General features: G+C 67.3%; 23 protein-coding genes, 1 other RNA gene and 1 riboswitch. Of the genes, 11 read left to right on the top strand and 13 right to left on the bottom strand.

The features are described 5' to 3' along the window. Nucleotides 1–24 precede the first annotated feature (24 nt). Together ACTJKF_RS05085 and ACTJKF_RS05090 are read right to left on the bottom strand one after the other, a co-directional pair. A complete protein-coding gene (locus ACTJKF_RS05085; RefSeq protein WP_440622482.1) occupies nt 25–837 on the bottom strand; it encodes an ABC transporter ATP-binding protein in 813 nt (270 codons plus the stop codon). Further along, the gene (locus ACTJKF_RS05090; RefSeq protein ID WP_440622637.1) at nt 834–1,832 is read right to left on the bottom strand and encodes a FecCD family ABC transporter permease; all 999 of its coding nucleotides are present in this window, start codon (nt 1,830–1,832) and stop codon (nt 834–836) included. The genes ACTJKF_RS05085 and ACTJKF_RS05090 overlap by 4 nt, the downstream gene beginning before the upstream one ends. Before the next feature lie 438 nt (nt 1,833–2,270). Continuing rightward, a riboswitch (cobalamin riboswitch) is annotated at nt 2,271–2,524 on the bottom strand. Between the two features lie 166 nt (nt 2,525–2,690). On the opposite strand from ACTJKF_RS05090, the gene ACTJKF_RS05095 reads away from it, so the two are divergent. The 5 genes from ACTJKF_RS05095 (at nt 2,691) to ACTJKF_RS05115 (ending at nt 5,080) form a co-directional block, all read left to right on the top strand. Then, nucleotides 2,691–3,041 carry an ATPase gene (locus tag ACTJKF_RS05095; RefSeq protein ID WP_440622483.1) on the top strand — a complete coding sequence of 117 codons (351 nt, stop codon included), beginning with the start codon at nt 2,691–2,693 and terminating at the stop codon, nt 3,039–3,041. Continuing rightward, nucleotides 3,038–3,352 (top strand): cell division protein ZapA, encoded by a 315-nt coding sequence (locus ACTJKF_RS05100; protein WP_011885730.1) that lies wholly within the window; start codon nt 3,038–3,040, stop codon nt 3,350–3,352. The genes ACTJKF_RS05095 and ACTJKF_RS05100 overlap by 4 nt, the downstream gene beginning before the upstream one ends. Nucleotides 3,353–3,432: 80 nt before the next feature. Further along, a non-coding RNA gene (gene ssrS / locus ACTJKF_RS05105) (6S RNA) lies at nt 3,433–3,614 on the top strand. A gap of 71 nt (nt 3,615–3,685) precedes the next feature. Beyond that, a complete protein-coding gene (locus tag ACTJKF_RS05110) occupies nt 3,686–4,147 on the top strand; it encodes an EVE domain-containing protein (RefSeq protein WP_440622484.1) in 462 nt (153 codons plus the stop codon). 192 nt (nt 4,148–4,339) lie between these two features. After that, complete coding sequence (locus tag ACTJKF_RS05115) at nt 4,340–5,080, top strand: SIMPL domain-containing protein (protein WP_440622485.1); 741 nt, start codon at nt 4,340–4,342, stop codon at nt 5,078–5,080. Between the two features lie 165 nt (nt 5,081–5,245). On the opposite strand, the gene lgt is transcribed toward ACTJKF_RS05115, so the two are convergent. Together lgt and ACTJKF_RS05125 are read right to left on the bottom strand one after the other, a co-directional pair. Continuing rightward, on the bottom strand, nt 5,246–6,136 hold the full coding sequence (gene lgt / locus ACTJKF_RS05120) for a prolipoprotein diacylglyceryl transferase (protein ID WP_440622486.1): 891 nt from the start codon (nt 6,134–6,136) through the stop codon (nt 5,246–5,248). An 88-nt stretch (nt 6,137–6,224) separates the two neighbouring features. Further along, nucleotides 6,225–7,142, bottom strand: a complete 918-nt coding sequence (locus tag ACTJKF_RS05125; RefSeq protein WP_440622487.1) for a LysR substrate-binding domain-containing protein — start codon at nt 7,140–7,142, stop codon at nt 6,225–6,227. A gap of 135 nt (nt 7,143–7,277) precedes the next feature. Between ACTJKF_RS05125 and ilvD the strand changes: the two genes are divergently transcribed. Beyond that, on the top strand, nt 7,278–8,951 hold the full coding sequence (gene ilvD, locus ACTJKF_RS05130) for a dihydroxy-acid dehydratase (protein WP_440622488.1): 1,674 nt from the start codon (nt 7,278–7,280) through the stop codon (nt 8,949–8,951). A 125-nt stretch (nt 8,952–9,076) separates the two neighbouring features. Next, a complete protein-coding gene (locus ACTJKF_RS05135) occupies nt 9,077–9,406 on the top strand; it encodes a c-type cytochrome (RefSeq protein ID WP_440622489.1) in 330 nt (109 codons plus the stop codon). Nucleotides 9,407–9,586: 180 nt separating this feature from the next. On the opposite strand, the gene ACTJKF_RS05140 is transcribed toward ACTJKF_RS05135, so the two are convergent. The 3 genes from ACTJKF_RS05140 to ACTJKF_RS05150 are packed head-to-tail and all read right to left on the bottom strand — an operon-like array spanning nt 9,587 to nt 12,327. Then, nucleotides 9,587–10,339: a DUF2486 family protein gene (locus ACTJKF_RS05140; RefSeq protein ID WP_440622490.1), complete on the bottom strand. Its 753-nt coding sequence runs from the start codon at nt 10,337–10,339 to the stop codon at nt 9,587–9,589. 25 nt (nt 10,340–10,364) lie between these two features. Then, on the bottom strand, nt 10,365–10,781 hold the full coding sequence (locus tag ACTJKF_RS05145) for a DNA polymerase III subunit chi (RefSeq protein WP_440622491.1): 417 nt from the start codon (nt 10,779–10,781) through the stop codon (nt 10,365–10,367). Nucleotides 10,782–10,815: 34 nt separating this feature from the next. Then, complete coding sequence (locus ACTJKF_RS05150; RefSeq protein ID WP_440622492.1) at nt 10,816–12,327, bottom strand: leucyl aminopeptidase; 1,512 nt, start codon at nt 12,325–12,327, stop codon at nt 10,816–10,818. A 122-nt stretch (nt 12,328–12,449) separates the two neighbouring features. Between ACTJKF_RS05150 and lptF the strand changes: the two genes are divergently transcribed. Genes lptF through ACTJKF_RS05165 form a run of 3 tightly spaced genes read left to right on the top strand, consistent with a single transcriptional unit; the run spans nt 12,450 to nt 15,102 of the window. Further along, nucleotides 12,450–13,541 (top strand): LPS export ABC transporter permease LptF, encoded by a 1,092-nt coding sequence (lptF, locus tag ACTJKF_RS05155; protein WP_440622493.1) that lies wholly within the window; start codon nt 12,450–12,452, stop codon nt 13,539–13,541. 3 nt (nt 13,542–13,544) lie between these two features. Continuing rightward, a complete protein-coding gene (gene lptG / locus ACTJKF_RS05160; RefSeq protein WP_440622494.1) occupies nt 13,545–14,693 on the top strand; it encodes an LPS export ABC transporter permease LptG in 1,149 nt (382 codons plus the stop codon). A 25-nt stretch (nt 14,694–14,718) separates the two neighbouring features. Next, entirely contained in the window at nt 14,719–15,102 is a 384-nt protein-coding gene (locus ACTJKF_RS05165) for a sirohydrochlorin chelatase (protein WP_440622495.1), read from the top strand. A gap of 103 nt (nt 15,103–15,205) precedes the next feature. Here the strand turns inward: ACTJKF_RS05165 and cobA are convergent, their stop codons facing one another. The 6 genes from cobA to ACTJKF_RS05195 all read right to left on the bottom strand — a co-directional run bounded on the left by cobA (nt 15,206) and on the right by ACTJKF_RS05195 (nt 21,402). Continuing rightward, a complete protein-coding gene (cobA, locus tag ACTJKF_RS05170) occupies nt 15,206–15,955 on the bottom strand; it encodes a uroporphyrinogen-III C-methyltransferase (protein WP_440622496.1) in 750 nt (249 codons plus the stop codon). Nucleotides 15,956–16,028: 73 nt separating this feature from the next. Next, complete coding sequence (locus tag ACTJKF_RS05175) at nt 16,029–17,345, bottom strand: sulfate adenylyltransferase subunit 1 (protein ID WP_440622497.1); 1,317 nt, start codon at nt 17,343–17,345, stop codon at nt 16,029–16,031. Nucleotides 17,346–17,367: 22 nt separating this feature from the next. Beyond that, the gene (gene cysD, locus ACTJKF_RS05180; RefSeq protein ID WP_440622498.1) at nt 17,368–18,330 is read right to left on the bottom strand and encodes a sulfate adenylyltransferase subunit CysD; all 963 of its coding nucleotides are present in this window, start codon (nt 18,328–18,330) and stop codon (nt 17,368–17,370) included. 75 nt (nt 18,331–18,405) lie between these two features. After that, a complete protein-coding gene (locus ACTJKF_RS05185; protein WP_440622499.1) occupies nt 18,406–19,158 on the bottom strand; it encodes a phosphoadenylyl-sulfate reductase in 753 nt (250 codons plus the stop codon). Then, entirely contained in the window at nt 19,155–19,697 is a 543-nt protein-coding gene (locus ACTJKF_RS05190; RefSeq protein WP_440622500.1) for a DUF934 domain-containing protein, read from the bottom strand. Before ACTJKF_RS05190 ends, ACTJKF_RS05185 begins: the two co-directional genes overlap by 4 nt. 25 nt (nt 19,698–19,722) lie before the next feature. After that, the gene (locus ACTJKF_RS05195; protein WP_440622501.1) at nt 19,723–21,402 is read right to left on the bottom strand and encodes a nitrite/sulfite reductase; all 1,680 of its coding nucleotides are present in this window, start codon (nt 21,400–21,402) and stop codon (nt 19,723–19,725) included. A gap of 216 nt (nt 21,403–21,618) precedes the next feature. On the opposite strand from ACTJKF_RS05195, the gene ACTJKF_RS05200 reads away from it, so the two are divergent. After that, nucleotides 21,619–22,560, top strand: coding sequence for a CysB family HTH-type transcriptional regulator (locus ACTJKF_RS05200; RefSeq protein WP_009689198.1), 942 nt, complete (start codon nt 21,619–21,621; stop codon nt 22,558–22,560). Nucleotides 22,561–22,622: the final 62 nt, after the last annotated feature.

Here is a 22,622-nt window from a genome sequence, read left to right on the forward strand (position 1 = left end):
TGCCGCGCGTCGAAAGAAGGAAGATCATCGCCGCTCGGGCCACGCGGGCAACAGCGCGTCGCGGCCGTTCTCGCGGATCAGCACGAGCGGATAGCCGAACGCGTCGCTCGCGCGCGCCGGCGTCAGCACGTCGTGCACGGGGCCGGCCCACGCGTGACCGCGGCCGTCGAGCAACAGCGCGTGCGTCGCGAAACGCCGCGCGAGATTCAGGTCGTGGCACGAGAACAGCACCGTGCGCGGGCCCGCGTCGAGCCACGCATTCAACGCGGTCAGGCCGTCGATCTGGTGATGCAGGTCGAGATGCGCGAGCGGTTCGTCGAGCAACATCAGCGGCGCGTCCTGGCACAGCGTCGCGGCCAGCGCGACGCGCTGCCGCTCGCCGCCCGACAGCGACAGCACGTCGCGCGACGCGAGCGCGGTCAGCCCGAACGTCGCGAGCGCGTCGTGCGCGGCCGCGCGGTCGCCGTCGCGCTCCCAGCCCCAGCCGCCGAGATACGGAAAGCGGTTGAGCAGCACCGTGTCGAATACCGTCGCACTGAAGGCGTCGTGCAGTTGCTGCGGCATCAGCGCGCGGCGCCGCGCGAGCTGTTCGGGCGGCCACGCAGCGAGCGGCCGGCCGTCGATCGCGACCTGGCCGCCGGCCGGCTGCTGCAGGCCTGCGAGCGTCGCGAGCAGCGTCGTCTTGCCGGCGCCGTTCGGCCCCGCGACGCACCAGATCTCGCCGGGCCGGAACGCCTGCGTGAAGCCGGCGAGCAACGTCCGCTCGCCGGCCTTCAGTGTCAGGTCGACTGCCGCATAGGCGATGTCGCCGGCGGTGTGCGGTGCGGTGTGCGTCATCGCATCGGTCTCCTCAGCAACATCCACAGGAACACCGGCACGCCGGCCAACGCGGTCATCACGCCGACCGGCAATTGCGCGGGCGCGATCGCGGTGCGCGCGAGCAGGTCCGCCGCCATCACGCCGCCGCCGCCCGCGAGCATTGCCGCCGGCAGCAGCATGCGCTGGTCGTTGCCGAAGGCGAGCCGCAGCGCGTGCGGCACGACGAGGCCGACGAAGCCGATCGTGCCGGCCGTCGTCACTGCCGCCGCGGCGGCCAGCGACGCGACGAGATAGATCCGCACGCGCAGTCGCGCGACCGGCACGCCGAGCGCGAGCGCGGTCGCGTCGCCGCGCAGCAGCACGTTCAGTTGCGGCGCGGCCGGCAGCGCGACACAGGCGGCCAGCAGCAGCGCGCCCCATGCGAACCACGGCGCCGTCACGCCGTTCAGGTCGCCCGTCAGCCAGAAGATGATGCCGCGCAGCCGCGCATCGGGCGCGAGCGACAACAGCAGCGTGACGAGCGCGCCCCACCCGGCCGCGATCACGACGCCCGTGAGCAGCAGTCGCGGCGACGCATCGCGCGAGTCGCCGCGCCACAGCTCGCGGCGCGCGAGCCCCAGCACCAGCGCGACCGACACGAGCGCGCCGGCGAACGCGGACGCATCGACGAGCCACCACGCGGCGCCCGCGATCATCGCGACGAGCGCGAAACCCGCCGCGCCACCGGACACGCCGAGCACGTACGGCTCCGCGAGCGGATTGCGCAGCAGCACCTGCAGCAGCGCGCCGGCCAGCGCGAGCAGCGCGCCGCACGCGAAGCCTGCTAGCGCGCGCGGCAATCGCAGCGTGCGCACAATGTCGGCGAACAGCGCGTCGCCGCCATGCGGCACGAGCGACCCAAGCGCCTGCCACGGCGACATCGGCACGCTGCCGATCGACAGCGACGCGACGAACAGCACCGCGACCACGGCCGCCAGCACGGCCCAGATCGCGGCGGCACGCGCGGCGCTCATGCGACGCGCGGCGCCGTGCATGACACGCGACACGTCGGCTGACCGCGGTGGCCGGCCGCGCGCGATACGGGCGCGCTGCGGCGTATTGCAGGCATAGACAAGCTCGTCATCCTTGTTGAACGGGTGGTTGCGGCGGTAGCGCCGCACGTCGGTCATGCCGGCATGCGACGGCCGCGCGCCGTCGGGCCGCACCTTCGCGCGGCCGGCGTTCTGCGCAATATAGTGGAAGGTGCGGCATCGGGTCGATTCGCGTGACGACGACGTGCGTCGCCATCGATCCGGACGAATCGGCATGCACCGCAGTCCGCGCGACCGCGGCAAACGGCAAGCCACGGCATGCGCCGGATGCCACGTGGACGATTGGGGTCAGCATCGAAGACAAGTCCCGTGAAGCACTGCGCGCCCCGCTTCCCCGCAGGCCGCGCGTCACGAAGCCCGTGCGGGCTCCTCGCCTCGGCCGGTATCCGGGCTGGCGGCATACCGGCTCGCCTTCCCGCGCGTGTCGCGCGCAGTGGCCCGCGCCCACGTGCGAACCTGCACGCGAAACGCGCCCGAGCCGGCCTGCGTCATGCGACGCGGCCGCTTACCGTTGCGGGGGCAGCGCAGGTTGGCGATCTCCGGGCGGAGTACGCGCCCTGCTTCCCGTTTAACCGCGCGACGCACGCGCGAGCACCGAGGCGGCGCCAGTTTAGGAGCGGGCCGCGCGAGCGTCAAGAAAGCGTCGAAAACGCGTGCGAAAGGCGTGCCGGACCCGCGTATTCGCGGCATGAAGCCGGGGTGTTACGACTGGAAACGTTACAGATGTCGGAATGCGCGTTATTCCGCGCTAAAATGCTGGGTCTTTAGAGGACGCAGCAGATGCTCAACGAACTCGAAACCTTATCTCAAAATATTGGCCGTCTGATTTCGCTGAACAAGCGCTATCACTCGGAACGGCTCGCGCTCGAGGAGCAGGTCGCGCAAATGCGCGCGGAAGCGGACACCGTCCGCGCGGAACTCGCGCAACTGCGCGACGAACGCAATGCGCTCGCGGCCGAGCGCGACACGCTGTCGGCAAAGATCGACGACGCCCAGGTCAAACTGAACGCGATTCTCGAAAAGCTGCCGCGCACGAAGAACGCCGAGCAAGCCGACAATCAGCTCGATCTGCTGGATGCGCAGGCGCGCACGGGCAGCGATGACGCGGCCAGCCACGGAGAACATGCATGAGCACCAAGCAGATCGAAGTCTCGATTCTCGGTCAGCCGTATCGGCTCGCCTGCTCGGCCGAAACCGAAGCGGCGCTGCTCGAGGCCGTCGCACGCGTCGACGCCGAAATGTCGAAGATCCGCGCGAACAGCTCGGTGCGCGGCACCGATCGCATCGCGGTGATGGCCGCGCTGTCGCTCGCCTCGGAATTGCTGCGGCTGCAAACGAGCGTGCGGCACGGTGAAGCATTTCCGGCGGAAGAAATCCGTCGTACAATGCACCAGATGAACGAACAGCTCGGCGCGGTGCTCGCACAGCACGAGACGCAGTAACGTTTGATCGATGCGTCGATTCCCCTTGATCTCGGCGATCAACGGTGGTCAAATTGGCGCAACGAAACACAGTTCAATCAGCTTCCCTGCCTGGTTCGCCAAGGTCATATATTCCTTGAACCAATGCCATGTGCACGGTTGCGGAAATTTGTAGCACGGGCGCGCGCGTCACTCTGTCTGATGTACCCGATGTGCTGCTAACTGCGACCAATTCTGAACCCCAGGTTCAGGATGCCGGCCTAGCGGCCAAGGCGGGGGCCTATCCAACGGCATCGGGCGAGTCCCGATGCCGTTTCCTTTTGTAGCAGCCTCTTTCTGCGTCGATCACGATCCATGCAATACTGGCTGATGAAGTCCGAACCGGACGAAGCAAGCATCGACGATCTCTCGCACGCGCCGCAGCACTCGCTGCCCTGGACCGGCGTGCGCAACTATCAGGCGCGCAATTTCATGCGCGACACGATGAAGATCGGCGACGGCGTGCTGTTCTATCACTCGAGCTGCCCTGAACCGGGCATCGCGGGCCTCGCCGAAGTCTCGTCCACGCCCTACCCCGATCCGACCCAGTTCGATCCGGACAGCCCGTATTACGATCCGAAGTCGACGCAGGAAGCACCGCGCTGGCTGCTCGTCGACGTGCGCTTCGTGAAAAAGTCGCCGCTCGTGCCGCTCGCCGCGCTGCGCGAACACGACGAACTCGCCGACATGCGCGTGCTCGCGCGCGGCAACCGGCTGTCGATCACGCCGGTCACGCGCGCCGAATGGCGCTTCATCACCGAAAAGCTGATGAAGTAGGCATGCGCGGCGACGCACGCCAAAGGTCAAATCCGGTCAACCCGCGCCACCGTCACGGAACTCGCGGCGCGTTCGCGCGGCCTAAGCAACCGCTGTCGCCCGATCGGGCCGGCGGCCGTTTTTTCGTCGCGCGGTTCGCCCGCGTCGCGCACGCGTGATCCGCCTGCGCGCCCTCGCACAAGGAGTCCAACAATGACCAGGAAAACCGCACTCGCGCTGTCGCTCGCCCTCGCCGCCGCCGTCCCCGTCGCGCTGACGCTCGCGTCGCCGGCCGTACACGCGCAGACCGCGAACCCGCACTTTCCGGAGCCGGCGGGTGTGCTGTCGTTGTCGTCGCAGGCCAGCGCCGACGTGCCGCAAGACATCATCCACATCACGTTGTTCTACGAACAGCAGGCGAAGGATCCGGGCAGCCTGACGTCCGCGCTGAACCAGCGCGCCGACGCGGCACTCGCGCAGGCGAAGGGCGTGTCGGGCGTCACCGCGCGCACCGGTGCGTTCTCCGTGTACCCGAGCACCGATCGCGACGGCAGGATCTCCGCATGGCGCGGCCGTACCGAAGTCGTGCTCGAATCGCGCGATTTCGCGGCGGCGTCAAAGCTCGCCGGCCAGTTGTCGAACCAGATGCAGGTCGCGAACGTCGAGTTCTCGCTGTCGCCCGAAGCGCAGCGCGCGGCCGAGCAGAAGCTCACGACCGAAGCGATCAAGTCGTTCCGCGCACGCGCGGACGAAGCCGCGAAGGCCTTCGGCTACGGCAGCTACTCGATTCGCGACGTGAACGTCGGCGGCGGCCGCAACGTGCAGCCGTACCCGCGCATGATGGCGATGGCCGCGGCGCCGATGGACAGCGCAAAGATGAGCGCGCCGATCTCGGTCGAGGGCGGCAAGACGACCGTGTCGGTCACCGTCAACGGTTCGGTGCAGATGAAGTAACGCGCATCGCGCTACGCTCGCCCGATGCGAAAACGCCGGCCTTCGGGCCGGCGTTTTTCATTTGCGATTCAGCGATGCTGTGATCGACACGCACGCCGATCGTGCGCATCGGCATCGCATCGCGCATCACGTACACGCATCACACCACGCATTGCGCGTCACGCATTACGCAACCGCATTTGCCGCACGGCGGCGGTACGCCCACACCATCAGTGCGATGCCCGCGAGGATCATCGGCAGCGACAGCCATTGCCCCATCGACAAGCCGAGTGCGAGCAGGCCGAGGAAGTCGTCCGGTTCGCGTGCGAATTCGACCGTGAAGCGCGCGAGCCCGTAGCCGATCAGGAACAGCGCGGACACGGCGCCCATCGGCCGCGGCTTGCGCGCGAACAGGAACAACACGAAGAACAGCGCAATGCCTTCGAGTGCGATTTCGTAGAGCTGCGAAGGATGGCGCGGCAGCATCTGATACTGCATGAACACGTCGGCCAGATGCCACTTCTCGACGAGCGCCGGATGCTGCGGCAGCCATGCCGCGTCGTCGCGCATCGCGCCCGGGAACAGCATCGCCCACGGCGAATGCGGATCGGTCACGCGACCCCACAGCTCGCCGTTGATGAAGTTGCCGAGCCGCCCGGCCGCGAGCCCCGTCGGCACCATCGGCGCGACGAAATCGGTGACCTGCAGCCAGTGACGCTTGCGCTGCCACGCGAACAGCACCATCGCGAGCGTCACGCCGAGGAAGCCGCCGTGGAACGACATCCCGCCTTCCCATACCTTGAAGACGTCGAGCGGGTGCGAGAAATAGAAGTCGGCCTTGTAGAACAGCACGTAGCCGAGCCGGCCGCCGAGCACGGTGCCGAGCACGCCGTAGAACATCATGTCGTCGATGTCCTTCGCGGTCCAGCCTTGCGCCGCGACATGCGGCAGCTTCAGGCGGGTCCGGCCGACGACGATCGCCGCGATGAAGCCGACGAGATACATGAGGCCGTACCAGCGCACGGCCAGCGGCCCGAGATGGATCGCTACGGGGTCGAAATTCGGGTGAATGATCATGGGTTAGCGATGAAGGTTTCGAATGCGGTACGGCGCTCGCACGGCGCCGCACCGCGCATTGGACGGCGCCGGCGCGCCATCGTTCGCATCACGCGGCCAAACCGTGCGTGCGCACGACGTCGATGAAGCCGGCGAGCACGGGGCTGACGTCGCCCGTGCGCCACACGAGGCCCGTCTCGACCACCGGCGCGTCGCCGGCGAGCGGCCGGTAGACCACGCCGGTGCGCCGCAGGTTACGCAGCGACTGCGGCACCAGTGCGACACCCATGCCGGCCGACACGAGGCTGACGATCGTCTGCATCTGGATCGCCTCCTGGCCGATGCGCGGGGTTTCCCCCGCCGCGCCGTAGCAGCCCGTAATGATGTCATAAAAGCCGGGCGCCAAACGACGCGGAAAGATCACAAGCGGCAGCGCGGCCAGGTCGGCCAGATGGACGGGTTCGTCTTCCGGGGCGTCCGGTGCCGCGGCCGCCGGCATCGCGACCACCAGCGGCTCGCGCACGACCGGCAGGTACGACAGCCCGGCCGCGTGGCGCGGCGGCACCGGCGGAATCACGAGCCCCGCGTCGATGCGGCCCGCGACCAGCTCGTCGATCTGCACGTCGCTCGTCGCTTCCGCGAGTTGCAGACGCACCTGGGGATAGCGCGCGCCGAACGCGCGCAGCAGCGACGGCAGCAGTCCGTAATCGGCCGTCGACACGAATGCGAGCGACAGCGAGCCGGCCTCGCCACGCGCGAGACGCCGCGCGAGCGGCGGCAGCGCATCGGCCGACGCGAGCAGCCGGCGCACGTCGGGCAGCAGCGCCGCGCCGACCGCCGTCAGCGCGACCGAGCGCTTGGTGCGCATGAACAGCGCGACACCGAGCGTGTCCTCCAGCGCGCGGATCGCCTGCGATAGCGGCGGCTGCGTCATCGACAGCCGTTCGGCCGCGCGGCCGAAATGGCGCTCGTCGGCAACGGTCACGAAATAGCGCCACTGGCGCAGGTCGGGTGTCGGCTCAGCCATGCGTTACTCATTCGCAAAACGACTTAATAAGCGATGAATAATATATTGGACATCCCAAACCGGACACTCCATTCTTGATTGATCCGAACCGGCACGCCGTTCGCGGACGTCGCCAACACAACGATGGAGTCCCCCATGTCGTACAACCGTCGCTCGAAGCACATCACGCAAGGCGTGGCCCGTTCGCCGAACCGCTCGATGTATTACGCCCTCGGCTACCAGAAGGACGATTTCGACAAGCCGATGATCGGCATCGCGAACGGCCACTCGACGATCACGCCGTGCAATTCGGGGCTGCAGCGCCTGTCCGACGCAGCGGTCGCGGCCGTGAAGGCGGCCGACGCGAACCCGCAGATCTTCGGCACGCCGACGATCTCCGACGGCATGTCGATGGGCACCGAGGGGATGAAGTACTCGCTCGTGTCGCGCGAGGTGATCGCCGACTGCATCGAGACCTGCGTCCAGGGTCAGTGGATGGACGGCGTGGTGGTGGTCGGCGGCTGCGACAAGAACATGCCCGGCGGGATGATCGCGCTCGCGCGCCTGAACGTGCCGGGCATCTACGTCTATGGCGGCACGATCCGCCCCGGTCACTGGAAGGGCCGCGACCTGACGATCGTGTCGGCGTTCGAGGCGGTCGGCGAGTTCACCGCGGGCCGCATGTCGCAGGAGGACTTCGAAGGAGTCGAGCAGAACGCGTGCCCGACGTCGGGCTCGTGCGGCGGGATGTACACCGCGAACACGATGAGTTCGTCGTTCGAGGCGCTCGGCATGTCGCTGATGTATTCGTCGACGATGGCGAACCCCGATCAGGAAAAGGTCGATTCGGCCGCTGAATCGGCGCGCGTGCTGGTCGAGGCCGTGAAGCGCGACCTGAAGCCGCGCGACATCATCACGAAGGAATCGATCGAGAACGCGGTATCGCTGATCATGGCGACCGGCGGTTCGACCAACGCGGTGCTGCACTATCTGGCGATCGCGCACGCGGCCGAGATCGACTGGACGATCGACGACTTCGAGCGCATCCGCAAGCGCGTGCCGGTGATCTGCGACCTGAAGCCGTCGGGCCGGTACGTCGCGACCGACCTGCACCAGGCTGGCGGTATTCCGCAGGTGCTGCGGATCCTGCTCGATGCGGGGCTGCTGCACGGCAACTGCATGACGATCACCGGCCGCACCATCGCCGACGAACTGAAGGACGTGCCGGGCGTGCCGCGCGCGGACCAGAAGGTGATCTTCCCGATCGATCGCGCGCTGTACAAGGAAGGCCATCTCGCGATCCTGAAGGGCAACCTTGCGGAAGACGGCGCGGTCGCGAAGATCACCGGCCTGAAAAACCCGGTGATCACCGGCCCGGCGCGCGTGTTCGACGACGAGCAAAGCGCGATGGACGCGATCCTCGGCGACCGGATCCGTGCGGGCGACGTGCTGGTGCTGCGCTATCTCGGGCCGCAGGGCGGCCCCGGCATGCCGGAAATGCTCGCACCGACGTCGGCGATCATCGGCAAGGGGCTCGGCGAGTCGGTCGGCTTCATCACGGACGGCCGCTTCTCGGGCGGCACCTGGGGCATGGTGGTCGGCCACGTCGCGCCCGAAGCGTTCGTCGGCGGCACGATCGCGCTGGTGCAGGAAGGCGACTCGATCACGATCGATGCGCACCGGCTGGTGCTGCAGTTGAACGTCGACGACGCGGAGCTCGCGCGCCGGCGCGCCGGGTGGAAGCAGCCCGCGCCACGTTACACGCGCGGCGTGCTCGCCAAATACGCGGCCCTCGCCCGCCCGGCGAACCAGGGCGCCGTCACCGGCTGATGCGGCGCGCATGACATGCGACCCCACTTAAAACGACCGCCGGGGAAACGCGCAAAACGTGCCTTCCCTTTGCTTTTATAATGCGCGGACCGTGATGCCGGCCGTCCCCGCCGGCGGAGAACCGCATGAAACAGACGATATTGCACGCGCTGCTCGTCGCGCTGCTGGCCGGCAGCGCGGCGGCGGCGCACGCCGACCAGGCCGGCGACGGGCTCGCGCTCGCGCAACGCAAGAACTGCATGGCCTGCCATGCGGTGAGCAAGCCGCTGATGGGCCCGTCGCTCCACGACATCGCCGGCAAGTACGCGGCACGCGCCGACGCCGTCGATTACCTTGCGCAATCGATCGTGAAGGGCAGTGTCGGGGTGTGGGGCGGCGTGCCGATGCCCGCCAATACGCAGCTGACGAGCGCCGAAGCGCACACGCTCGCGCAGTGGGTGCTGTCGCTACGTTGAAAAACCGGGCGAGCCGGNGCGCCGTGTGCCCACTCCCGATCGACCGCCATCGCGTGCGACGCGCGGCGCAGGGCCTCGAGCGGGCGTCAGTCGGCACTCAAGCGAACCGCAACCGCCCCTCGGATCTGATCTAGCGCGACCGGAGCCCGCCGCGGCGCCCATGCCGCGACGACCGTGCATTCAGCCGGAATGACCGGTCCGGCGACGGGCGATCTCTTCGTCGACCGCCTCGCGAACCCACTCCATCACTTCCGTTTCGAGCGCCAGCGCGACTTCGCGCGTGATCTGGCCGACCAGCCAGGCCGAGTGCTCGTGCAGCGCGTCGCGGCAGCGGGCCTCGATGGCGTCGCGTCCGTCCCCGGTCAGATAATTCGTGAGCCGATGACGCAGACGCTCGGCGATATGCTGTGCGTCCTCCGGCGTCAGCGCGGCGCCCGCAGGCGCGGCCGGCTGCACTGCGCCGGCAAGGTGAGCGGTCACCAGCCCGTCCGCGACGGACGCGACCGCCAGCGCCGACGCTTCATCCACGTATCCGGCCGGATCGTGCGGCGCCCCGGCATGGCCGTGCTGCTGCGCGTCGTCGGCGGCCAGCGCTGACGCCAGCGGCGCCCGTGCCGCCGCCGATTCCTCGGCGACGACGTGCCCGGCCGCACCGGGTTCCGCCGGCGCGTCGCTGTCGCCCGGCAGCGACACGGCCGGGACGTCCGGTGTCGGCACCGGCTCGATCACGACGGATTCGGGGTCGGTTCCCGCGTAGGCCGAGGCGGCGGACGCCGTGGCAGGATGACCCGGCGCGACCACGTCCGTCAGCACCGGAACGGCGCTGTCGTCGCGCGGCGGCACATCGGCCACGGCCGCATGCGCCGGCACCGGCTTGCCTGGCACCAACACGTCGGTCAGCGTCGGGATCGAAGGGGATTCGGGTTGTGTCACGGGAACGCTCCGTCGACGGTTTCGGCTAGCTGCCCTGCTTGTAATTGTTCAGCGCGTATCCGCGATCGCGGTAGAAGCGATAGCGGTCGCGGCCCGCGGCCAGTTCGTCCGGCGCGTTGCCGACCACTTCGAGCAGGCGCTCGAAACGGGCGAACTGCGCGGGCACGGCCGCGCCGAGGTTCAGCAGCACATGGTGATGCGGCGCCTGGTCGACATCGGCGGTCAGCACGATCGGCGTGCCGGCCGCGTGCGCGCTGTCGACGCCGCAGTGCGGAATGAAATCGAGCGGCGAAAACGTCCAGAGCCGCTCGTCGAGCGCGCGCAGGCGCTCGGGCTCCGCGAGCACGACGACCGGCTGCCCGGCCTGGTAGGCCTTGCGCAGCAGCCGGCATGCATACGCGAGCGAATCGCCGACGTTCGAATGGAAATCGATTCGCGTCATTGCCCGCGTACCTGCATCGTCGTGAAACTCGCCATCACTGGCCGGCGCGGTCGATCAGGAACTGCGCGAGCAGCGGCACCGGACGACCGGTCGCGCCCTTCGCGGCACCGCCCTTCCAGGCCGTACCGGCGATGTCCAGGTGCGCCCACGGATAGCTTTCCGTAAAGCGCGACAGGAAGCACGCTGCCGTCACGGCACCGGCCGGGCGCCCGCCGATGTTCGCGATGTCGGCGAAGTTCGACTTCAGCTGATCCTGGTACTCATCGTCGAGCGGCATGCGCCACGCCGGATCGTTCGCTTCGCGCGATGCGTCGAGCAGTTCGCCCGCGAGCGCATCGTCCTTCGAGAACAGGCCGCTGTTGTGGCCGCCGAGCGCGATCACGCACGCGCCCGTCAGCGTCGCCACGTCGATCACCGCGGCCGGCTTGAAGCGCTCCGCGTAGGTCAGCGCGTCGCACAGGATCAGGCGGCCCTCGGCGTCGGTGTTCAGCACTTCGATCGTCAGCCCCTTCATGCTGGTGACGATGTCGCCCGGCTTCGTCGCGTTGCCGCCCGGCATGTTCTCGCAGGTCGGCACGATCGCGACGACGTTGATCTTCAGGCCCATTTCGGCGACTGCACGCATCGTGCCGAGCACGGAACCGGCGCCGCACATGTCGTACTTCATCTCGTCCATGGCCTCGCCCGGCTTCAGCGAGATGCCGCCCGTATCGAACGTGATGCCCTTGCCGACCAGCACGACCGGCGCGGCCTTCGCGGCGCCGCCCTGGTAGTGCAGCACGATGAATTGCGGCGGCTCGACCGACGCGCGCGCGACCGACAGGAACGAGCCCATCTTGAGCGCCTGGATCTGCTTCAGGCCGAGCACCTCGGCCTTCAGACCCCAATCCTTCGCGATCTTCTTCGCGGTGTTGCCGAGGTAGGTCGGCGTGCACACGTTGCCCGGCAGGTTGCCCAGGTCGCGCGTGAGATCCATCCCGTTCGCCAGCGCGACGGCCTGCTTGATCGCCAGCTTCGCGGCCTTCTCGTCCGACGGATCGACGCTGAACACGACGCGCTTGAGCGTGTGCGACGCCGGTTCCGGCTTGCTCTTCATCTGCGTGAAGCGGTAGGTCTCGTTGCGCAGCGCGAGGATCGCCGCACGCACGCCCCAGTCGGAGCCACGCTCGTCGACCGGCAGTTGCGCGAGCGCGAACGTGACCTGCACGACCTTGGTCGCCAGCAGTGCGCGCCACGCGGCCGTCACTGCGTCGTTATAGGCTTTCTGGTTGAAAGCATCCTGCTTGCCGAGGCCGACGAGCAGCACGCGCGATGCGCCGATGCCCGACACTTCGTGCAGGAACAGCGTCTTGCCGCGCTTGCCATCCATGTCGCCCGCCTTCACCACGCGCGCGATCAGCCCCTTGGTAGCCGTGTCGATGTCGAGCGCCGCGCCTGACAGGGTTTGCGCCTCGAAGATGCCGAGCACGATGCAATCGGACTTCCCGGTCAGGAACCCCTTGGTCTCGCCTTTGCTCCAATCACAGCCTTTTATGCTAAAGTCCATCGCGCTTGTCCTCGGATAAAATCTTGGCTAAGGATGAAAGCCGCAATTATCCGCTATTTTTCCCGTGGCGGCGCGAGCGCTCCACCACGCGTGCGCGGCCTCCCGCCCTCTTCTCATCAAGAATGATCTTCGAACGCTCCCTCCAGCGCGAGCTTGCGTATACGGCTGGCGCCGTGTTCATGGTGCTGCTCACGATCATGCTGACGACGATGATGATCCGCATCGTCGGCTATGCCGCGTCCGGCGAAATCGATCCGCGGGACGTGCTCGTGCTGATCGGCCTGACCGTGATCGGCTATCTCGCCGTGATGCTCGTCGTTACGCTGTTCGTGTCCATCCTGTTCGTGCTGACCCGGTGGTACCGGGACTCCGAAATGGTGGTCTGGCTCGCGTCCGGCGTGAGCCTCACGCGCCTGATCAAGCCGATCGGCGTGTTCGCCACGCCGATCGTCCTGCTGATCGCGTTCTTCGCGTTCGTCGGCTGGCCGTGGTCGAACCAGCAGAGCAAGATGATCAAGGCGCGCTTCCAGCAGCGCGACGAGATCTCGCTGCTCGCGCCGGGCCAGTTCCGCGAATCGGCGACGAACCATCGCGTGTTCTTCATCGAGAAGATGTCGCCGGACCAGAGCAAGGTGCAGAACGTCTTCGTCACGTCGACGGAGAACGGCAAGGTCAACGTCGTCGTATCGCACACGGGCCATACGGAAACGAAGGACGGCGACCGCTTCGTCGTGCTGGAAGACGGCCGCCGCTACGACGGCACGCCCGGCCAGCCGAACTTCAAGATCATGGAGTTCCAGCGCTACGGCGTGAAGATCACGAGCACGCCGGTCGCCAACGTGCCGACCACCAACAGCACGCCGACGCTGGATCTGCTGCGCAACCCGACGCGCGACAACCTCGCGGAATTCGCGTGGCGCGCGGGGCTACCGCTGATCGCGATCAACCTGCTGGTGCTCGGCATCCCGCTGTCGTACCAGAACCCGCGCCGCAGCCGCACGATCAACCTCGTGATGGCCGTGCTGATCTACCTCACGTACTCGAACCTGCTGAACGTCGTGCAGGCGCAGATCGAGCAGGGCAAGATGTCGTTCGGCGTCGGTCTCGTCGGCCTGCACCTGGTGGTCGCGGTGATCGTCGCGTTCATCTTCTGGTTGCGCGTGCGCAATCGTCCGTTGTTGACACGCGCGCTGTTCGGCCGCTCGGGAGCATGATCGATGCGGCTCTATGAAAAATACTTCGCGCGGCAGATCTACGTCACGTTCGTCTTCATCCTGTTCGCGTTCTCGGGCCTGTTCTTCTTCTTCGACCTGATCAGCGAACTGAACTCGGTCGGGCACGGCAACTACAAGTTCGGCTACGCGGTGCTGCGCGTCGCGCTGCAAACGCCGTCGCGCTTCTACGAGATCATCCCGGTCGCCGCGCTGATCAGCGCGATCTACGTGTTCGCGCAGATGGCCGCGAACTCGGAATTCACGATCTTCCGCGTATCAGGCCTCGCGACCAACCAGGCGCTGCGCTCGCTGCTGAAGATCGGCATTCCGCTCGTGATCATCACCTACCTGATCGGCGAATTCGTCGGCCCGTACGCCGACCAGCTGTCCGAACGCGTGCGGCTGCAGGCGCTCGGCGCATCGGTGTCGTCGAACTTCCAGTCCGGCGTGTGGGTGAAGGACACGCTCGCGGCCCGCGAGAACGGCGAGCAGGTCACGCGCTTCGTCAACGTCGGCAGCCTGTCGCCCGATTCGACGATCAGCAACGTGCGCATCTACGAGTTCGACTCGAAATTCCAGCTGCAGAACGTGCGGATCGCGCAGACGGGCCGCTACGAGCCGCCCGGCCACTGGCTGCTCACGGGCGTCACCGAAACCGAGCTGACGCCGATCAAGCCGATCAGCGGCGAGCCGGCCGACGCGCTGAACCCCGTGTACCGGTCGCAGCAGGTGACGCTGCCCGAATACCGGCTGCGCTCGGACCTGACGCCGCAGATCCTGTCGGTGCTGCTCGTGTCGCCGGAACGCATGTCGATCATCAACCTGTTCCGCTACATCCAGCACTTGCGCGAGAACCAGCAGGACACGCAGCGCTACGACATCGCGCTGTGGCGCAAGCTGCTCTACCCGTTCGCGGTGTTCGTGATGCTCGTGCTGTCGCTGCCGTTCGCGTATCTGCACACGCGCGCCGGCGTGGTTGGCGTGAAGGTGTTCGGCGGCATCATGCTCGGCATGAGCTTCCAGCTGCTCAACACGCTGTTCTCGCATATCGGCACGCTGAACACGTGGCCCGCGCCGCTGACCGCGGCAACGCCGGGCCTCATCTATCTCGCGCTCGGCCTGTTCGCGCTCAAGTGGGTCGACCGGCACTGAGCGCCGTCACGACGGAGGTTTCGGCATGGGTTCGCACGGTATCGTCCTGTTCGGCCACGGCGCACGCGATCCGCGCTGGGCCGAGCCGTTCGAACGGCTGGCCGCGCGGCTGCGCGGTGTCGGCGCGGCCGCGCCGCACGTGTCGCTCGCGTTCCTCGAACTGATGACGCCATCGCTCGATACGGCCATCGCCGCACAGGCCGCGGCCGGCTGCACGCGCATCACCGTGGTGCCCGTGTTCTTCGGCCAGGGCGGCCATGTCCGTCGCGACCTGCCGCAGCTCGTCGACGCGTGTCGCGCCGCGCATCCGGGGGTCGAGATCCGTTGCGCGACGGCCGTCGGGGAAGACGACGGCGTGCTCGACGCGATCGCACGCTATTGCATCGAGCAGATCGGTCGCGACGCGTAAGCGAAACGGCGCCCCCAAACAAAAAGCGCTGGCTTCCGAAGCCAGCGCTTTTTTTCGCCCACGAACCGGCGGCCATCGCTACATCGCTTGCCGCGCGTTCGACTCAAGCGGCATTGCGTAACGCATCGCCCGCTTTCACGAGCCGCGCGCGTTCGGCAAACGCATCGCCGATCATCAGCAGGCTCGGTTCCGCCGGGTCGAGCCACGCCTGCGCGTCGCCTGCCGCCATCTGCGCGAGCGTCAGCGTCAGCGTGCGTTCGCGTGCGGTGCTGCACGCCTCGACGATCGCGACCGGCGTCGCGGGTGCACGGCCCGCGTCGATCAGTTCCCGCGCGATGCCCGGCGCGCTGTCGCGGCCCATGTAGTAGACGATCGAATCGGCACGCGCGGCTTCGCGAATCTCGTCGCTGCCGGGCGCGCGGCTGTGCGTCGCAAAGGCCACGCTGCGCGACACGCCGCGCAGCGTCAGCGAGCGCTTCAGCGTCGCCGCGCCGGCCAGCGCCGCGGTGATGCCCGGCACGACCTCGTAGTCCAGGCCGGCCGCTTCCAGCGCGCGCATTTCCTCTTCGGCGCGACCGAACAGCATCGGGTCGCCGCCCTTCAGCCGCACGACGCACGCATGCTCGCGCGCCGCGTCGACGATCTGCTTGTTGATGAAGTGCTGCGCGGTCGAACGCTGCCCGCAGCGCTTGCCGACCGCGATCTTCCGCGCGTTGGGCGCGTAGTCGAGCATCGCCGGCTCGACGAGCGCGTCGTGCAGCACGACGTCGGCTTGCTCGAGCAGCCGCATGCCGCGCACCGTGATGAGGTCGGCCGCGCCCGGCCCTGCTCCGATCAGATACACCTTGCCCATGTTTGTCGCTTCGCTAGTCCTGCCACGGCTGCGGCTGTCCCGCGCCGCCAGGAGGCGGCGCGCAATGCCGATGTTACGCCGAGAACGCCCGGATCATGCCGGCGGCGACCGTGTGGTGCGTCGCCTCGTCGATCAGCACGAACGCGCCCGTGCCCGGATGCGCATCGTAGGTGTCGCAGACGATCGGCTTCTGCAGCGTCAGCGCGACGCGGCCGATGTCGTTCATCTTCAGTTCCTGACGGTCGGTCGCGTGCGACAGCGTATGCACGTCGAGCACTTCCTTCACCGCGCCGATCTTCGCGAACACCGTGCTCGTGGTCTGCTTGAGCAGGTACTTGCGCTGCGGCGACAACGGCGTCTCGTCGAACCAGCACAGGTCGGCCTCGAGCTTCTTCGCCGGCTCGACCGGCTCGGCGGTCGTGACGAACATGTCGCCGCGCGACACGTCGACGTCTTCCGCGAGGCGAAGCGTCACCGTCTGGCCCGCGAACGCGTGCGCGACGGACGCGGTGCCGCCCGGCACCGGCGCGACGATCTCGGCGACCGTCGCGGTGCGGTTCGACGGCAGCACGACGATTTCGTCGCCGACCTTCACCTCGCCCGACTCGATCCGGCCCATGTAGCCGCGGAAGTCGTCGGCCGAGCTGCCGTCCTGGCGTGCGACCCACTGCACCGGGAAACGCAGCGCGTCATGCGCCTGCGTCTCGACCGGCAGCGATTCGAGCACGTCGAGCAGCGGCTCGCCCGCGTACCACGGCATGCGCTCGCTCGCGCCGACGATGTTGTCGCCCTTCAGCGCCGACACCGGCACGAAGCGCACGTCGGTCAGGCCGAGCTGCTTCGCGAGTGCGACGTACGCGTCGCGGATCTCGTTGAAGCGCGCTTCGCTGTAGTCGACGAGGTCCATCTTGTTGATCGCGACGATCACGTGTTGCAGCGCGAGCAGCTTCACGATCGCGCTATGGCGCTTCGTTTGCGGCAGCAGTTCCGCGACGCCGTTCTCGATCGTCACGCGCGTCGCGTCGACCAGGATGATCGCCGCATGCGCGGTCGAGGCGCCCGTCACCATGTTGCGCGTGTACTGCTCGTGGCCCGGCGTGTCGGCGATGATGAACTTGCGCTTCGCGGTCGCGAAGTAGCGATACGCGACGTCGATCGTGATGCCCTGCTCGCGCTCGGCCTCGAGGCCGTCCGTCAGCAGCGCGAGATCGATCTCGTCGCCGACGGTGCGCTTGTTCTTCGCGCGCGACAGCGCGGACAGCTGGTCGGACAGCACGGCCTTGCTGTCGTACAGCAGGCGGCCGATCAGCGTGCTCTTGCCGTCGTCGACGCTGCCCGCGGTGATGAAACGCAGCACGCCGAGGTCTTCGGTGTTCTCGATGATGCTCATGATGTGAATGTCCTCGTGTGCTTCAGAAATAACCTTGCTTCTTGCGCTGTTCCATCGCCGCTTCCGACGCCTGGTCGTCCATCCGGGTCGCGCCGCGTTCGGTGATCTCGGTCACCGCCGTCTCGGCGATGATCTTCTCGACGTCGTCCGCGTCGCTCGCCACCGGGCACGTGCAGCTGATGTCGCCAACCGTGCGGAAGCGCACCTGGGCGAGCTCGCTCGTCTCGCCGTCACGCATCGGCGTGAGCGGCGTGACCGGCACGAGCAGCCCGTTGCGGCGCACGATCTCGCGCTGGTGCGCGTAGTAGATCGACGGCAGTTCGAGGTTTTCGCGGGCGATGTATTGCCACACGTCGAGTTCCGTCCAGTTCGAGATCGGGAACACGCGCAGGTGCTCGCCCTTGTGCAGGCGGGCGTTGTACAGGCTCCACAGCTCCGGGCGCTGCGCCTTCGGATCCCACTGGCCGAATTCGTCGCGGAACGAGAAGATCCGCTCCTTCGCACGCGCCTTCTCTTCGTCGCGGCGCGCGCCGCCGATCAGCGCCGTGTAGCCGTGCTGTTCGATCGTCTCGAGCAGCGTGACGGCCTGCGCGGCATTGCGCGAATCGGTTTCGCGGCGCAGCACGACCGTGCCGCGCTTGATCGAATCCTCGACGTGGCCGACCACCAGCTCGGCGCCGAGCTCTTGCGCACGGCGGTCGCGGAAGTCGATCACTTCTTCGTAGTTGTGGCCCGTGTCGATGTGCACGAGCGGAAACGGCAGCGTCGTCTTGCGGTTCGCGCCGAGGCCGAATGCCTTCAGCGCGAGGTGCAGCACGACGACCGAATCCTTGCCGCCCGAGAACAACAACGCCGGCTTGCTGCACTCGGCGACGAGCTCGCGCAGGATGTGGATCGACTCGGCTTCGAGCCAGTCGAGGTGGCCCATGCGGTTGTCGGCACCGGTGGGCGGGGCAAAGGCGGATTGCTCGAGCGTCGTGCTCATGATTTCAGTCCTTCTCTTCTGGGTTCGTGCCGCCCGCTGTCGCAGGCGGCGCAATATTCGGTTTCTGGTCGGCTTTCAGTGCGCGGCGCCGGCTTCGGCATCCGCGGGAATCGGCGTGATCGTCGTGATGTGCAGCCCGCATTCCTTCGTGTCGCGCGACTCCCACCACCAGCGGCCCGCGCGGCTGTCCTCGCCGGGGCGGATCGCGCGCGTACAGGGCTCGCAGCCGATGCTCGGGTAGCCGCGCGCATGCAGCGGGTTGACCGGCACGTCAAACGCCTCAAGGTACGCCCACACATCGCTTTCCGTCCAGTCGGCGAGCGGGTTGTACTTCGCGATCCCGCGCGCTTCGTCCCGTTCTTCCTCGTGCAGCTCCGCGCGTGTGACCGACTGCTCGCGGCGCTGGCCGGTGACCCACGCGCCGACGTCGGCCAGCGCGCGATTCAGCGGCTCGACCTTGCGGATGTGGCAGCACGACTTGCGCAGCTCGACGCTTTCGTAGAACGCGTTCAAGCCTTGCTCGGCGACATACTGGTCGACCGCGTCCTGCCGCGGATGAAACTGCTCGATCTCGTAGCCGTAGCGCTCGCGCACCTGGTCGATCATGCCCAGCGTTTCCGCGTGCAGACGGCCGGTGTTCAGCGAGAAGATGCCGATCGACACGCCCTTCGACAGGATCGCGTGCGTGAGCAGCATGTCTTCCGCGGCGAGGCTGCTCGCGAACTTCACCTTCTCGTGGCGCTCGCCGATCTGCGCGAGCAGCGCGTCGAGGCGCTCGACCTTCGCGGCAAGCTCCGGCGTCAGGGTGGTGGCGGTCGCGGTGCTCATGCGCTCACCTTGGCATCGGCAGCGGCGGCACGGCGGCGGAACAGCGGCGCCGGCTCGTCGAACGCGCCCTGGTAACGCTGCGTGAATTCGCCAAACGCATTCAGCGCGTCCTGGATGTCCTTGTCGGCACGCACCGCGAACGCGTCGAAGCCGCAACGCGACATGTACAGCAGCTGGTCGCGCAGCACGTCGCCGATCGCGCGCAGCTCGCCCGTCCAGCCGTGGCGTTCGCGCAGCAGGCGGCCGATGCTGTAGCCGCGGCCGTCCGCGAAGCGCGGGAATTCCACGGCGATCAGCGAGATCACGCCGAAGTCGGCCGCGAGATCGGCCGGCTCGCTGTCCGGCGCCAGCCACACGCCGAGTTCGTCTTTCGTCTTCGCGGCGACGAGCGCCGCGCGCTCGGCCTGCCACAACGCGAACGGCACCAGCACCTTGCCGGCCGGCAATGCGTCGACCGCGGGCAGCGCACCGTCTTCCGCCGCGCGCACGACCTGCCATGCGTCGTCGATCACTGCGCGGTTCTTGATAATCGAAGCCATCTGCAAATTCCTTCTACCCGGTTGGTTACGCGTTCACTGCCTGGCGCGCCGCATACACGCGCTCCTTGAACGGGGCGATGCCGATGCGGTCGTACGTGTCGATGAAGCGCTCGCCGTCGATGCGCGCCTCGACGAACGTGTCGATCAGCTTCGCGATCACGTCCGGCACTTCTTCCGCCGAGAACGACGGCCCGATCACTCGGCCGAGGCGCGCGCCGTTCTGGCCCGTGCCCTGCTCGCCGCCGAGCGACACCTGGTACCACTCGGAGCCGTCCTTGTCGACGCCGAGGATGCCGATGTTACCCACGTGATGGTGGCCGCACGAGTTCATGCAACCGGAGATATTCAGCGACAGGTCGCCGAGGTCGTACACGTAGTCCAGATCGTCGAAGCGCTGCTGGATCCCGAGTGCGATCGGGATCGACTTCGCGTTCGCGAGCGAGCAGAAGTCGCCGCCCGGGCACGCGATGATGTCGGTCAGCAGGCCGATGTTCGGCGTCGCGAAGCCGGCCGCCTTCGCCTTTTCCCACACCGCGAACAGGTCGTGCTTCTTCACGTTCGCGAGGATCAGGTTCTGCTCGTGCGACACGCGCAGTTCGCCGAACGAGTACGCGTCGGCCCAGTCGGCCACCAGCTCCATCTGCGCATCCGTCGCGTCGCCCGGGGCCACGCGGTGATCCTTCAGCGACAGCGTGACGGCGGCATAGCCCGGCACCTTGTGCGGCGCGACGTTACGCTCGACCCAGCGCGCGAACGCCTTGTTCTCGAGCAGGTGCTGCTCGAACGACGCATCGGTATCGGCAAGCTTCTCGTAGACGGGCGGCTTGAAATACTGCGACACGCGGTCGACTTCCGCCTGCGTGAGCGTCGACGGCCCGTCCTTCAGGTGCTGCCACTCTTCCTCGACCTGCTGCGCGAACTTCGCCGGCGACAGCGCCTTCACGAGGATCTTGATCCGCGCCTTGTACAGGTTGTCGCGGCGGCCGTAGCGGTTGTACACGCGCAGCACGGCTTCGCAATACGTGATCAGGTGCTGCCACGGCAGGTCTTCCTTGATCACCGCGCCGACGATCGGGGTGCGGCCGAGGCCGCCGCCCGCGAGGATGCTCGCGACCACTTCGCCCTGCGCGTTCTTCTTCAGGTACACGCCGAGGTCGTGGATCTGCACGGCCGCGCGGTCGTCCTTCGAGCCGGACACCGCGATCTTGAACTTGCGCGGCAGCCACGCGAATTCGGGATGGAACGTCGACCACTGGCGCAGGATTTCTGCCCACGGACGCGGATCGATCTCTTCGTCCTGCGCGACGCCGGCGAACTGGTCGGCCGTGATGTTGCGGATGCAGTTGCCCGACGTCTGGATCGCGTGCATCTGCACCGACGCGAGCTTCGCGAGGATCTCGGGCGTGTCTTCCAGCTCGACCCAGTTGAACTGGATGTTCGAGCGGGTCGAGAAGTGGCCGTAGCCGCGGTCGTGCTCGCGGGCGATGCGCGCCAGCATGCGGAGCTGCTCGCTGCGGAGGTTGCCGTACGGAATCGCGATGCGGTGCATGTACGCGTGGCGCTGCATGTACAGGCCGTTCTGCAGGCGCAGCGGACGGAACTCGTCTTCGCTCAACTCGCCCGACAGGCGGCGGCGTACCTGATCGCGGTACTGCGCGACACGCTCGTCGACGATCGTCTGGTCGTATTGGTCGTACTGATACATTCGGGGACCCCAGGGTTTTCGTGGTGACCGCGCGACGTCCTAGCCACGTCGCGCCCGAATCTCCGTTCCGCCGCCATCGCCGGCCTTCCGCTGCCCGGTTGGATTGCTAATGACGAAAACAGATATCCATATTTGAAAAACTCCGGTGAATCGTAATAAACTCGCCTTATATTTCAAACGACTAAAAAATTCTGTTGATATGCGGAAGGGTTATAAATGAACCTGCACCAATTTCGCTTCGTGCGCGAGGCCGTCCGGCAGAATTTCAACCTCACCGAGGCCGCGAAGGCGCTGTATACGTCGCAACCCGGGGTATCGAAGGCGATCATCGAGCTCGAGGACGAGCTCGGCGTGGAGATCTTCACGCGGCACGGCAAGCGCGTGCGCTCGCTCACCGAGCCGGGCCGGATCATCCTCGCGTCGGTCGAGCGGATCCTGCAGGAAGTCGAGAGTCTTAAAAGGGTCGGAAAAGATTATGCGGCACAGGACCAGGGCAACCTGACGATCGCCGCCACGCACACGCAGGCCCGCTACTCGCTGCCGGCCGCGATCGCCGAGTTCAAGAAGCGCTTCCCGAAGGTGCACCTGTCGATCCTGCAGGGCAGCCCGACGCAGGTCGCCGAGATGGTGATCCACGACCAGGCCGATCTCGCGATCGCGACCGAGGCGATCGCCGACTACAAGGAACTCGTGTCGCTGCCCTGCTTCCAGTGGCATCACGCGGCCGTCGTGCCGGCCGACCACCCGCTGCTCGAGCGCAAGCCGGTCACGCTGGACGATCTCGCGCAGTACCCGCTGATCACCTACGACGACGCGTTCGCCGGCCGCAAGAAGATCAATCATGCGTTCGCGCTGCGCGGGCTGTCGCCGGACATCGTGCTCGAGGCGATCGACGCCGACGTGATCAAGACCTACGTCGAGCTCGGCCTCGGCGTCGGGATCATGGCCGACATCGCGTTCAACCCGGAGCGCGACCGCAATCTGCGGCTGATTCCGGTCGGCCATCTGTTCGGCAGCAACGTGACGCGCGTCGCCCTCAAGCAGGGCGCCTACCTGCGCAGCTATGTGTATACGCTGGTCGAGCTGCTGTCGCCGACGCTGAACCGCAAGCTGATCGAGCAGGCGCTCAAGGGCGAATCCGAATCGTACGAGCTTTGATCCGGATGTATAAACGAAGGGGCGCATATCGCGCCCCTTTTTCCTGCCCGACGGAGATTCCC

Origin of the sequence: Burkholderia sp. 22313, from assembly GCF_052045245.1 — a bacterium.
Taxonomy (GTDB): Bacteria; Pseudomonadota; Gammaproteobacteria; order Burkholderiales; family Burkholderiaceae; genus Burkholderia.